The organism is Hydrogenophaga taeniospiralis (assembly GCF_020510445.1).
Lineage (GTDB): Bacteria > Pseudomonadota > Gammaproteobacteria > Burkholderiales > Burkholderiaceae_C > Hydrogenophaga.
Genome location: NZ_JAHBAG010000001.1, coordinates 4,851,224 through 4,863,757, shown reverse-complemented (window position 1 = coordinate 4,863,757; position 12,534 = coordinate 4,851,224). Strand labels below are relative to the sequence as shown.

The window sequence follows — 12,534 nt, the reverse complement described above, 5'->3', positions numbered from 1 at the left end:
CGGGAACTCCATGCGGGGAACGCGGGGTGGCCAGCGCTCCGCGCACCCGTGCCAGCGGCACGGGCGGCGGAAATCTCTGAGCGGGGTTTACTTGGCCAGCGCCTTGACGAGCGCGGCGTCGAAGGTGGCTTCGGTGGCCGGGACGGTCTTGATCTGGCCCTTGGCCAGGAGCAGCTGGCCGATGATGTCGCCGCTGGCGTAGTACGAGGTGGTTTCCTTCGCCTTCATGAAGGCCTTGGGCATCTCGGCGGCGGGGATGTTGTAGACCCCACCGAGCTGTTCCTTCACCTCGGCGGCCGACACGCCCATGAACTTGCCGATGATCTTGTTGGCCTCATCGGGCTTGGCCTTCATGTAGGCCAGGCCGTCAAGGTAGGCCTTCATGATGCCGGTGATCTCGGTGGGCTTGGCCTTGATGACCTTGTCGTCGAACACCAGCACGTCGGCGATCAGGCCTGGCGCGTCCTTCGACGAAAACACCACCTTGAACTTCTTGCCACCGCCTTGGCCGAGCACCTGCGACAGGCTGGGTTCGTAGGTCACGCCGATGGGCAGTGCACCCGAGGCCATCGCGGCCGGCACCGCTTCGGGCGTCATGCTCACGGGGCTGATGTCCTTCTCGCTCAGGTTCACCGTCTTGAGCGCGTAGGAGAGCAGGAAGTCGCTCGGCGAAAGCGGGTTGTAGCCGATCTTCTTGCCTTTGAAGTCGGCCACTTTGCCGATGCTGCCGTCGGCCACGATGGCGTCGCCGCCGTTGGAGTAGTCGATGGGCATCACCACCTTCATGGCGCGGCCCGCCGCCACCTGGCCCACCACCTGGTCGTAGGTCAGCATGCCGCCGTCGACCGCGCCCGAGGCGATGGCCGCTGGAATCAGCGCCGGGTCGTTGAAGACCTGCAGCGAGACCTTGAGCTTGTACTTCTTGTAGAGGTCCAGCGCGTCGGCCACATAGAACGGACCGTAACCCACCCAGACCACGGTGGCCAGCTTCATCGAGGTCTGCGCGAAGGCCGAAGCGGTGGCCAGCGTGAGTGCCAGGCCCAGGGCGGGCTTGAGGAAATGGTGGCGTCGCGAAGAAGAACGCAGGCTGCTGGCGGTGAAGGCGGTGTTTTTCATCAGAGGGACTCCAAGGGTTGGTGGGACGTGCAGAAGAACCGATCGGTGATCGTTCTCCCGGGCTTTTGTCCCTCCGTGGAGCCTGCGATGAGGCCGGCACACTCTCGGACCAGACACCACGCCACGCGTGATCGGAACCCTAGTGCACCTGTGTGCTGAGGATTTGCAGGTCAGACCCCAAACCGCTCTTCTTGCGGGTTGGCTATCAGCAGAAACCATGCCAGCCCGCACCGCAGGGGCACAGCCCCTGGCGCGCCGTGGCGACCGGTTCGGAAACCCCAAGCTGGTGCGGCTGGAGCGGTGCGTGGTGCTGCCGACCGCCCGTTGTTGGTGCCCGCCCGTGCCGTGCCCAGCCTCTCAGTGCAGCTTGACCAGCGGCGTGGCGCGCTTGACGAGGAAGCGCGCCACCGCCAGCACGGCGGTGCGCAGGCTGCCCAGCACCGCCTGGTGGTGCATCAGGTGCAGGCTCACGTACATGGTGCGCGCCAGCGCGCCCTGCACATACCAGGTGGAACGGAACAGGTTGCCCATGAGGTTGCCCACCGAGGTCTGCGTGCCCACCGACACCAGGGAGCCGTGGTCGCGGTAGACGTAGGCGCCGGTCCGCTCGGGCCGGCCCATGGCGCGCGCCATCAGCGTCTGGTAGAGGTGGCTGGCCTGCTGGTGCGCGGCCTGCGCGCGCGGGGGCACCCAGCCGCCACTGGCCGTGGGGCAGGCCGCGCAGTCGCCCAGGGCGAAGATGTCGCTCTGGCCCTTCACCCGCAGCGTCGGCTCCACCTCCAGCTGCCCGCTGCGGTTCGTGGGCAGGCCCAGCGTGGCCAGCATCTCGGGCGCCTTGATGCCGGCGGCCCACACCACGAGGTCGGCGGGGAACACGCGTCCCCCGGCGTCTTCCACCTGGGCCGGCGTGATGCGTGCCACGCGGCAACCGGTCTCGACCGCCACATGGCGTTCCTTCAGCAGCTTCGTGGCCGCCTGCGACACCTTCTCGGGCAGGGGCGCGAGGATGCGATCGGCGCCTTCGATCAGGGTGATCTGCACGTCGCGCTGCGGGTCGAGCCGGCGAAAGCCGTAGCGCGAGTGCACCACGCTGGCCTCGCGCAACTCGGCGGCCAGCTCCACGCCGGTGGCGCCGCCGCCGATGATGACCACGCGAACCTGGCCCGGCACGCCCGCGCTCTTGCGCAGCTCGGCGGCCGTGAGCAGCTTGAGCATGCGCAGGCGAAAGTGTTCGGCGTCGGCCGGCCGGTTCAGCGACAGCGTGTGTTCGGCCGCCCCGGGCACGTTGAAATGGTTGGCCGTGCTGCCCACCGCCAGCACCAGTTGGTCAAAGGGCAGGCTGCGCGCGGGCACCAGCTCCTCGCCGTGTTCGTCCAGCACCGGTGCCACCTGGATCTCCTTGCGCGCCAGGTCCAGCCCGGTCAGGGCGCCCAGGCAGAAGTTGAAGCGGTTGTCGTGCGCCAGCATTTCGTAGGACAGGCCTTCCTGGTGGATGTCCAGCGTGCCCGCGGCCACCTCGTGCAGCGAGGGCTTCCAGATGTGGAACAGCTGCTGGTCCACCAGGGTGACCTGCTCCACGCCGAGCTTTCGGCCCAGCTTGCAGGCCAGTTCCAGGCCGCCTGCGCCACCGCCCACGATCACGATGCGAATGTTCATGCTGTCCTTCTTGTTTCTTGTGTAACGGCGTGTTTTCCGTTGCCCGCGCCCTTGCAGTCAGAGGTTCCCATTTTCCGGCCTGGGCGTCTGCGACAGACCGGACCGCGTGTGTGGGTACGCGGGCAGCCATTGCATACCGCCTCCACAACACCCACACTACGCGCTCCACAGCCCGCCCGGTGGCGACCGACCCGAAGAATCCCAGGCAACCGTGGCGAGCGAGGATGGCGCTGGTGTGCGTTGCCACACAGAAGCGGCCAGGGTTTGATCGGAAACTTGTCGGTTCACGATTCGGCGCTTACCCCCAACGGAGTTCACCATGTCAGGCCAGACCTACCGCATCGAGAGCGAATCTCCCATCGTGAGTCCGTTGCTGCCCGAGTCGGGTCAGGCGGAAATCTGGCTGGACGATGGCGAGCTGGCGGTGGTGGTGGCCGCCAAGAGCCACACCGTGCCGGGCGGCCGGGAAATCCGCGTGGTGCACGTGCCCACGGGCGAGGTCGTGTTCCGCAAGGCGGACGAGCGTGACCGCGAGCCCGTCGAAGGCGGTGGCGTTGGTTGACCCTTCTCGGTCCGGGCTATAAACCGGCATGGAATTTTTCAGCTGGTTGCCCCCCTCCCTGATCGAATGGTTGCCCACCCTGGGCGTGGCCCTGTTGGTGGCGCTGATCGCCGAGACCGTCTACCAGGCCGGTAAACGCATCTTCCTGCGGGCCACGCGCGCCGCACCGGTGACCGCCAGCATGGGCCGGGCCGTGCAGGCGCCCGCCCACGTGCTGCTCTACCTGCTGGCGCTCAACCCGGTGTGGCAGCGGGTGCCCGCCGGTGTGGCCTGGCTGCCGGGCGCGGAGCGCTGGACGGCGCTGCTGCTGATCGGCGCCGTGACCTGGCTGCTGGCCCGCGCCGTCCATGGTGTGGCCCGGGGTGTGATCGAGGCCAACCCGCTGGCCGGCGCGGACAACCTCGCGGCGCGCCGCATCCAGACCCAGACCCTGGTGCTGTCGCGCGTGTCGCAGGGCCTGGTGGTGCTGATCGGGGTGTCCCTGATGCTGATGACCTTCCCGGCCGTGCGCCAGGTCGGCACCAGCCTGCTGGCCTCGGCCGGCGTGGTCGGCATCATCGCGGGCTTCGCGGCGCGCCCGGTGCTGGGCAACCTCATCGCCGGCCTGCAGATCGGGCTGAGTCAGCCGATCCGCATCGACGACGTGGTGATCGTCGAAAACGAATGGGGCGTGATCGAGGAAATCACAGGCACCTACGTGGTGGTGCGCATCTGGGACCAGCGCCGCCTGATCGTGCCGCTGCAGCACTGGATCGAAAAACCGTTCCAGAACTGGACCCGCAGCACTTCCGAACTCATCGGCACCGTGTTCCTGTGGGTCGACTACCGCATGCCGCTGGAGCCGTTGCGCGAGGCGCTGCAGCAGGCCTGCGAGTCGTCCCCGCACTGGGACCGGCGGCTCGCGCTGCTGCAGGTGACCGAAGCGGGCGAGCGCGCCATGCAGCTGCGCTGTCTGGTGACCGCGGCCTCGGCCCCGGCCGCGTGGGACCTGCGCTGCCATGTGCGCGAACAGCTGATCCACTTCATCCAGCGCGAATACCCGCAGTGCCTGCCGCGGCAGCGCTCGGACGTGGTGCTCGAAGAACCACGGGTTGCGCCGCGGCCCGTGGGTGAGGCGCCCGCGCCCGCCGAGCCGGTGGAGGGCGGCGCCGAGCAGATGGAAACGCCGCGGAGCCGCAGCAGCCACACGTGAGCGACGCGTGGCCCGGCGGGCCTCGGGGACAATCGCGCCATGGCCATCCCCATCAACGCCGAGACCGTCCACACCCCGCCCGTGCCCGCCGCCACCGTGATGGTGCTGCGCGACGGGCCCACCGGGCCGCAGGTGCTGATGGTGCGGCGCCACGGCAACTCGGGCGTGCTGGGCGGCGTGCACGTGTTCCCCGGCGGCAAGCTCGACGCCGCGGACCGGCAGGTGGACCCGGCCGCGCTGGACCGGCCGGCGGCGCACTGCCTGCGCGGGCTGGGCGAGCCCGGGCTGGACCCGGACACCGCGGTGGGCCTGCACGCGGCGGCGCTGCGCGAGACCTTTGAAGAATGTGGCCTGCTGCTGGGCCTGGCGGTGCAGCCCGGGGCGCTGCACCGCCTGCGCGAACACACGGCGGGCGGCCTCGGCTTCGCCACCGCGCTGCGGCGCCTGGGCCTGCCGCTGGCGGTATCGAGCCTGCTGCCGTGGTCGCGCTGGGTCACGCCGCGTGTGCCCTCGGTGACCAACAAGCGTTTCGACACCCGCTTCTTCGTCGCCGTGGCCCCGCCGGAGCAGACCGCGCAACACTGCGCCTTCGAAGCCACCGAAGCCGTGTGGCTGACGCCGCGCGGCGCGCTGGAACGCTTCTGGGCCGGCGAGATCGACCTGGCGCCGCCGCAGATCATGAGCCTGAGCCAGCTCGGCCGCCACGCGGACGTGGCCCAGGTCCTGGCCACCGCGCGCAGCCGTCCGCCCGCGCTGATCGAGCCCGAGCCGTTTGATGACGAAGACGGCGTGCGTGTGATTTGCTACCCCGGCGACCCGCGCCACAGCGTGGCGCAGCGCGCCTGGCCTGGGCCGACCCGCCTGGCCTACCGCAACCAGAGATTCGAAGCCGATGGCGGCTTGGCCGCCTTGTTGAGCCTGAGTCCCACGCCGTAGGTTGGGGTGAGACCCCAACACCCACCCATCAAGCCACCACACCAAACCGGTACCGCGTGACCGCCCGGTACGGCCGCTCCGGGCTCACCCGGTTCTGTGGAAAGCCCGGGCAGTTGACCGCATTCGGGTACTGCTGGGCCTCCAGGCAGATCGCGGCGCGCGGGCGGTGCACCGCACCGCCCTTGCCGGTGTCGGGCACCTCACCGTTGCCCAGCTGGCCCGCGCCGTAGACCTGCAGCACCGGCTCGCCGGTCCAGACCTCAAGCGTGCGGCCACTCTGCGGGGCCACCAGCCGCGCTGCGGGGCCGTCGCCCGCGGCCAGCACATAGGCGTGGTCGATGTCGGGCAGGGCGCCCAGCTGCTGCGGGCTGCGCAGGTCCAGCGCGTGGCCGTGCAGGGAGTGCAGCGCGCCGGTCGGCACGTTGTCGCCATCGGTGGCCAGCAGCTCGCGTGAATTCAGCTGCAGGCGCTGGCCGTTGATGTCGCTGCCCGGCCCGTCCAGATTGAAAAACGCGTGGCAGGCGAAGCTGGCCGGGCTGCTGCCTTCGGTCATGCTGGCCTCGTGTTCGACGACCAGTTCGTTGTCGTCGGTAAGGCGATAGACCAGGCGCAGGTCCATGTTGCCCGGGAAGCCGTCCACCGCCTGCTCAAAACGGTGCGTCAGCGCCAGCGTCTGTGCGCCGGGCTGCTCGGCGTTCAGCACCTGAAAGCGCAGGCCGGCCGGCCCGCCGTGGATGCTGTGCGGCCCGGCGTTGGCTTGCAGCGCATGGGGCACACCGTCCCAGTCAAAACGCGCTTGCGAAATGCGCCCCGCGTAGCGGCCAATGAAAGCGCCCATGGACGGCGCGCCGGCTTGCAGCGCGGTCAGGCTGTCGTAGCCCAGCACCACGTCGCCCAGCACGCCGTGGCGGTCGGGCGCCAGCAGCTGCAGGATCTTGGCACCGAGGTTGGTGATGGCCACCTCCATGCCGTGGCGGTTGCTCAGCCGGTACAGGCGCACCGGCCGTCCGGCCACACTGGCTTCGAATCGGCGCGGGTCCAGGGCGGGGGTGGGGTGCATGGGGTCAGCGCTGGCCGATCTCGGCGCGCTCGCGCGTCCATGCCCGCGCCTGCTCGCTCAGCGACAGGCCCAGGCCGGGGCGCGTCGGCACCTGCATGCGGCCGTTGGCGATTTCGATGCGCTCGTTGAACAGCGGCTCCAGCCACTCGAAGTGTTCGACCCAGGGCTCGGTCGGGTAGGCCGCGGCCAGGTGCACGTGCAGCTCCATCGCGAAGTGCGGCGCCAGCATCAGGCCGGCGTGCTGCGCCAGGCCAGCGATCTTCAGGAAGGGTGTGATGCCGCCCACGCGCGGGCCGTCGGGCATCAGCCAGTCGGCCGCGCGGTGGCGGATCAGGTCCCAGTGCTCACCGGCGCTGGTCAGCATCTCGCCGGTGGCAATCGGCGTGTCGAACTGCTGCGCCAGCGCGGCGTGGCCCTCGTGGTCGTAGGCGTCCAGCGGCTCCTCGATCCAGACCAGGTTGAAGCCCTCGAGCGCGCGGCACATGCGCTGCGCGGTGGGTCGGTCCCATTGCTGGTTGGCGTCCACCATCAGCGGCACACCGTCGCCCAGGTGTTCGCGCACGGCCTGCACCCGCTGCATGTCGATGCGCCCGTCGGGCTGGCCCACCTTGAGCTTGATGCCGCCGATGCCGCGCGCCACCGAGGCGGCGGCGTTCACCTTGAGCTGGTCGATGGGCGTGTGCAGGAAGCCGCCCGAGGTGTTGTAGCAGCGCACCGACTCACGGTGCGCGCCCAGCAGCTTGGCCAGCGACAGGTTCGCGCGCCGCGCCTTCACATCCCACAGCGCCACGTCAAACGCGCCGATGGCCTGGGTGGACAGGCCGCTGCGCCCCACCGACGCACCCGCCCAGCACAGCTTGTCCCACAGGCGGGCGATGTCGTTCGGGTCTTCGCCGATGAGGTTCGGTGCGATCTCCTGCGCGTGCGCGAACTGCCCCGGCCCGCCCGCCCGCTTGCTGTAGCTCAGGCCCAGGCCTTCGTGGCCTTGCTCGGTCTGCAGTTCGACGAACAGCATCGCGATCTCGGTCATGGGCTTCTGGCGCCCGGTCAGCACCTTGGCGTCGCTGATCGGGGTGGCCAGCGGCAGGACACAGGAGGAGATGCGCATCCAGGCGATGCGGTCGGCAAGCTGGCTCATGGGCGGGCGGCTCCCGTCGTCATTGCGGCTTGATGCCCGCGGTCTTGATCACCTTGACCCAGCGCTGCAGTTCGCTGGCGACGAAGTCCGAGTAGGGCTTGGAGCCCTGCACCGGCACCACGAAGCCGTTGCCTTCCATCTTCTGTTTGATGGCGGGCATGGACATGACTTCCTTGAACGCGGCTTCGAGCTTGGCCACGATGGGCGCGGGCGTGCCCTTGGGCACCGACATGCCCGACCAGCTCAGCGCCTCGAAGCCCGGGTAGCCGGACTCGGCCACCGTGGGCACGTCCGGGTACAGGCTATTGCGCTGCAGGCTGGAGACCGCCAGCGGGCGCAGCTTGCCGGCCTCGATGTGGGGCAGGGCCACGTCCTGGTTGATGAACATCATCGGGATCTCGTTGCCCAGCAGCGCGGTCATCATGGGGCCGCCGCCGCGGTAGGGGATGCCGGTCATGAAGATGCCAGCGGTCTGCTTGAACAGCTCCATCGCCATGTGGCCCGAAGCGGCGTGGGTGTAGCCGTAGTCCAGCTTGCCGGGGTTGGCCTTGGCGGCCTTCACCAGGTCGGCCAGGGTCTTGTAGGGCTGGCTGGCGTTGACCACCAGCACGTTGGGACCGCTGTGCACATGGCTGATGTGGATGAAGTCCTTGACCGAGTCGTACTTGAGGTTGGGGTCCAGGCCGTGCGCCACGGCGTTCTGGCCCACACCGGTCTGGACGATGGTGTAGCCGTCGGCGGGGGCCTTGGCGCCGCGCTCGGTGCCGATCACGCCACCGGCGCCACCCACGTTCTCGATCACCACCGGCTGGCCGAGGATCTTGGACAGCGGGTCGGCCACCATGCGGGCCATCACGTCGCTGGTGCCGCCGGGCGGAAAGGCGACGATGATCTTGATCGGTTTGCTGGGGTAGTCGCTTTGCGCGAAGGCGCCCAGGGGCAGGGCAGCGAGTGCGGACGCGGCGATCAGGTGTCGGCGGTGGATCATGGTGGTGTCTCCGGGGTGGATGGAAGAAAGACCGGTCGAACAGCCGGCTATGAGGTGAAGGACTCCAGGGCACCGCCGGGCCGGCTTTGCCGGACGGCCAGTGCCGCCCCCCTTGAGGGGGGTGACGCGAAGCGGCGCAGGGGGTGTTTCATGTAATCGGCGCGGGGTTGAAGAGGACGAGGTCGTTGTGCAGGCCCCACTTTTCGGCCCAGGTCTTCTCGCCGCTGGCCACGGCCAGCATGCGGTGGAACAGCTCCCAGCCCAGCTCGTCGATGCTGGCCTCGCCGCTGGCGATGCGGCCAGCGTTGACGTCCATCAGGTCGTGCCAGCGGCGCGCCAGGTCGTTGCGCGTGGCCACCTTGATCACCGGGCATTCGGCCAGGCCGTAGGGCGTGCCGCGGCCGGTGGTGAACACGTGCAGGTTCATGCCGGCGGCCAGCTGCAGCGTGCCGCAGATGAAGTCGCTGGCGGGCGTGGCGGCGAAGATCAGGCCCTTGCGGTTCACCTTCTCGCCGGGCCCGATCACGCCGTGGATGGGGCCGTTGCCGCTCTTGACGATGGAGCCCATGGCTTTTTCGGCGATGTTGGACAGGCCGCCCTTCTTGTTGCCGGGCGTGGTGTTGGCGCTGCGGTCGGCCTGGCCGCGCGCGAGGTAGGCGTCGTACCAGCCAAGTTCGCGCACGATGGCGTCGGCCACGGCCTGCGTCGCGGCGCGGCGGGTGAGCTGGTCCACCGCGTCGCGCACCTCGGTGTTCTCGCTGAACATCACCGTGGCGCCCGCGCGCACCAGCAGGTCGGTGGCAAAGCCCACGGCCGGGTTGGCGGTCACGCCGGAGAAGGCGTCGCTGCCGCCGCACTGCACACCCACCACCAGTTCGCTCACCGGGCAGGTTTCGCGCTGGCGGCGATTCAGGCGTTCCAGATGGGTTTTCGCCTGCGTGAGGATCGAATCGATCATCGACATGAAGCCGACGTGCTTCTCGTCCTGCAGCACGACCACGTCCGGACCCTGGCGCTCGTCCGAAATCGGGATGCTGCCGGGCGGCAGCAGCCGCTCGGGCTGCAGCTTCTCGCAGCCCAGGCTGAGCACCATCACCTCGCCGCCGAAGTTGGGGTTGCTCGCGAGGTTGCGCACCGTGCGGATTGGGATGATGGCATCGGGCGCGTCGATGGCCACGCCGCAGCCGTAACTGTGCGTCAGGCCCACCACGCCGTCCACGTTGGGGTAGTGCGGCAGCAGCTCTTTCTTGATGCGCTCGACAGCGAACTCCAGCACGCCGGCCACGCACTGCACCGTGGTGGTCACGGCCAGCAGGTTGCGCGTGCCCACGCTGCCGTCGGCGTTGCGATAACCCTGGAAGGTGTGGCCTTCCAGCGGTGGCAGATCGGCCGGCGGCTGCGGCGCCGGCAGGCCCTGCAGCGAGCGGGCCTCGGGCATCACCAGCCGTTGTTCGTTGACCCAGCCGCCAGCGGGAATGTCCACCGCCGTGTGGCCGATCACCACGTTGTAGCGCCGCACGGCGGTGCCGGCGGGCAGGTCGCTCAGCGCGACCTTGTGGCCTTGCGGCACGGTTTGCACCAGCGTGGGGCCACCGGGCAGGGCGGTGCCGGCGGGCAGGCCGCCGTCGTTGACCACCACGGCCACGTTGTCGTCGGGGTGGATGCGGATGGTGCGGGGTGTGTCGGGGGCGTTCATCGGGAAAGGGCCTTGTCGAATGCGATGGGGTTCAGACCGCGCGGGCGGGCAAGGGTTCACCCGCCAGGCCGGCGTGCAGGTTGGCCAGCACCAGGTCGGCCATGGCCTGGCGGGTATCGTGGGTGCCGCTGGCCATGTGCGGCGCCAGCACCACGTTCTCCATTGCCAGCAGCGCGGCGGGCACGTGAGGTTCGTCGTCGAACACGTCCAGCGCTGCGCCGCCGAGTTCGCCACTGTGCAGGCAGGCGATCAGCGCGGCCTGGTCCACTACGCTGCCGCGAGCCACGTTGACCAGCAGGCCTTTGGGGCCGAGCGCGCGCAGCACCTCGGCGTTGATCAGGTGCCGCGTGCCGGCGCCACCGGCCACGGTGAGCACGAGGAAGTCGGCCCACTGTGCGAGCGCAGGCAGCGAGGGCTCATGGCGCCAGGCCACGCCATCCACCGGGCGGCGGTTGTTGTAGGCGATGTCCATGTCGAAACCGGCCGCGCGGCGGGCCACCGCCTGGCCGATGCGGCCCAGGCCCACGATGCCCAGCCGCTTGCCGCTCACGCGGGTGGTCAGCGGGTAGCGACCCTGCAGCCAGTCGCCGCGCCGCACGAAGCGGTCGGCCGCGGCGATGCGGCGCGCGCCGTCGATCAGCAGGCCCATGGCCAGGTCGGCCACGCAGTCGTTGAGCACATCGGGCGTGTAGCCCACGGGCAGGCCCTGGGCACGGGCGGCGTCCAGCGGCAGTTGGTCGAGACCGACGCCGAAAGAAGAGACCACCTTCAGCGAGGGCAGTTGCGCCAGCCAGACCGCCGGCACACCCACCGGCGCCGAGGTCACCACCGCCGTGATGCACGCCGCATCGCCCATGTCGGCCAGCGGCGTGGCGGCGGTCAGCGCTTGCGCACCCAGCACCTCGTGCTGTTCGCGCAGGACGGCCTCCAGCGCCGGCATCAGCGGGCCGATCTGCAGGACGGTGGAACCGGGGGCGGTGGACGCGGTCATGCGGGGGGTGGCGGAGGCAGGGGGTAAGGGTCAGACGGCGCCGTGTGCCTCGACGTACAGCGCGTACAGCGAATGGCAGCTGGCCATGTAGAGGCGGTTGCCCTTGGGGCCGCCGAAGCAGAGGTTGGCGCAGCGCTCGGGCAGGCGGATGTGGGCCAGCGGCTTGCCGGCGGGGCTGAACACCATCACGCCGTCCAGGTCTTCGGGCTTGCCCTTGAGCTGGTAGACCTTGCGGCCATCCACGTCGCTGGGCTCGGCCTGCAGGGCGCCGTTGCTGCCCCAGCCGCACCAGAGGTTGCCGTCGCGGTCCACCTTGAAGCCGTCGAGGGCGCCGAAGTCGGCCGCGTCGATCAGCTTGCTCTTGTTGGTCACCGTGCCGTCGGCGTTGACGTCGTAAGCCCAGATGCTGCGATTGGGCGTGCCCTTCCACTCCACCACGTAGAGCTTCTTCTCGTCGGGGCTGAAGGCCAGGCCGTTGGGGTTGACGAGGTCGGTGATGACGGCGGTCAGTTTGCCGTCGGCGGCGATGCGGTAGACGTTGGTGGTGGCCTGCTCGGGTTTGGCCTTGAAGCCTTCCCACTCGCCGTTGATGCCGAACAGCGGGTCGGTGAACCAGATGGAGTCGTCGCTCTTGACCACGATGTCGTTGGGCGCGTTCAGGCGCTTGCCATCGAAGCTGTCGGCCAGCACGGTGAGCTTGCCGTTGGTCTCGGTGCGGGTGACGCGGCGCGTGACCGAGTGTTCGCAGGTGATCAGGCGGCCCTGGCGGTCGCGGGTATTGCCGTTGGCCCAGTTGGCCTTGCCGCGGAAGACGCTGAAGGCACCCGTCTTCTCGTCGAACTTCATGATGCGGTTGTTCGGGATGTCGCTGACCAGCAGATAGCCCGGCGCACCGTCCGCGCCCGGGAAGTAGGCCGGACCTTCGGCCCAGCGCATGCCGGTGGCGACCTGCTCGACGGTGCTGCTGTAGATGCGGTACTTCGCGAACGATGGGTCGAGGATCTGCACCGACGGATCGGGGTAGCGCTGGTTGGGGACGAAGGCGAAGGCCTGCGCGAAGGCGGGCGCGCCGGTGGCGGCCAGGCCGGCGGCGCTGGCGGCTTTCAGGAACTGGCGGCGGGTGTCGGGAGCGGGGGTGTTCATGTCTGTCTCCTCGTGTTCATCGGGCGGTTCTGTTCATCACTTCAGCCATCTGCTTC

The 12,534-nt window shown here is 69.4% G+C and carries 11 protein-coding genes and 1 riboswitch; of the genes, 3 read left to right on the top strand and 8 right to left on the bottom strand.

What is annotated here, in order from left to right; genetic code table 11:
* Positions 1-87: 87 nt before the first annotated feature.
* Positions 88-1,116, bottom strand: coding sequence for an ABC transporter substrate-binding protein (locus tag KIH07_RS23300; protein ID WP_226494226.1), 1,029 nt, complete (start codon positions 1,114-1,116; stop codon positions 88-90).
* 52 nt (positions 1,117-1,168) lie between these two features.
* A riboswitch (guanidine-I (ykkC/yxkD leader) is annotated at positions 1,169-1,270 on the bottom strand.
* Positions 1,271-1,473: 203 nt separating this feature from the next.
* Positions 1,474-2,772 (bottom strand): NAD(P)/FAD-dependent oxidoreductase, encoded by a 1,299-nt coding sequence (locus KIH07_RS23295; RefSeq protein ID WP_226494225.1) that lies wholly within the window; start codon positions 2,770-2,772, stop codon positions 1,474-1,476.
* A gap of 319 nt (positions 2,773-3,091) precedes the next feature.
* Here KIH07_RS23295 and KIH07_RS23290 point away from each other — a divergent pair, with 319 nt between their 5' ends.
* The 3 genes from KIH07_RS23290 to KIH07_RS23280 are packed head-to-tail and all read left to right on the top strand — an operon-like array spanning position 3,092 to position 5,462.
* Positions 3,092-3,334, top strand: coding sequence for a hypothetical protein (locus KIH07_RS23290; protein ID WP_226494224.1), 243 nt, complete (start codon positions 3,092-3,094; stop codon positions 3,332-3,334).
* A 28-nt stretch (positions 3,335-3,362) separates the two neighbouring features.
* Complete coding sequence (locus KIH07_RS23285; protein ID WP_226494223.1) at positions 3,363-4,526, top strand: mechanosensitive ion channel family protein; 1,164 nt, start codon at positions 3,363-3,365, stop codon at positions 4,524-4,526.
* A gap of 39 nt (positions 4,527-4,565) precedes the next feature.
* On the top strand, positions 4,566-5,462 hold the full coding sequence (locus tag KIH07_RS23280; RefSeq protein ID WP_226494222.1) for an NUDIX hydrolase: 897 nt from the start codon (positions 4,566-4,568) through the stop codon (positions 5,460-5,462).
* A 28-nt stretch (positions 5,463-5,490) separates the two neighbouring features.
* On the opposite strand, the gene KIH07_RS23275 is transcribed toward KIH07_RS23280, so the two are convergent.
* The 6 genes from KIH07_RS23275 to KIH07_RS23250 form a co-directional block, all read right to left on the bottom strand.
* Positions 5,491-6,522 (bottom strand): aldose epimerase family protein, encoded by a 1,032-nt coding sequence (locus KIH07_RS23275; RefSeq protein WP_226494221.1) that lies wholly within the window; start codon positions 6,520-6,522, stop codon positions 5,491-5,493.
* A gap of 4 nt (positions 6,523-6,526) precedes the next feature.
* Positions 6,527-7,660, bottom strand: a complete 1,134-nt coding sequence (locus KIH07_RS23270) for an L-talarate/galactarate dehydratase (RefSeq protein WP_226494220.1) — start codon at positions 7,658-7,660, stop codon at positions 6,527-6,529.
* Positions 7,661-7,679: 19 nt separating this feature from the next.
* On the bottom strand, positions 7,680-8,648 hold the full coding sequence (locus KIH07_RS23265; RefSeq protein ID WP_226494219.1) for a Bug family tripartite tricarboxylate transporter substrate binding protein: 969 nt from the start codon (positions 8,646-8,648) through the stop codon (positions 7,680-7,682).
* Positions 8,649-8,796: 148 nt separating this feature from the next.
* Complete coding sequence (gene garD, locus KIH07_RS23260; protein WP_226494218.1) at positions 8,797-10,344, bottom strand: galactarate dehydratase; 1,548 nt, start codon at positions 10,342-10,344, stop codon at positions 8,797-8,799.
* A 31-nt stretch (positions 10,345-10,375) separates the two neighbouring features.
* Positions 10,376-11,335, bottom strand: coding sequence for a 2-hydroxyacid dehydrogenase (locus KIH07_RS23255; RefSeq protein ID WP_226494217.1), 960 nt, complete (start codon positions 11,333-11,335; stop codon positions 10,376-10,378).
* Positions 11,336-11,365: 30 nt separating this feature from the next.
* Entirely contained in the window at positions 11,366-12,478 is a 1,113-nt protein-coding gene (locus KIH07_RS23250; protein WP_226494216.1) for an SMP-30/gluconolactonase/LRE family protein, read from the bottom strand.
* Between the last annotated feature and the right edge of the window lie 56 nt (positions 12,479-12,534).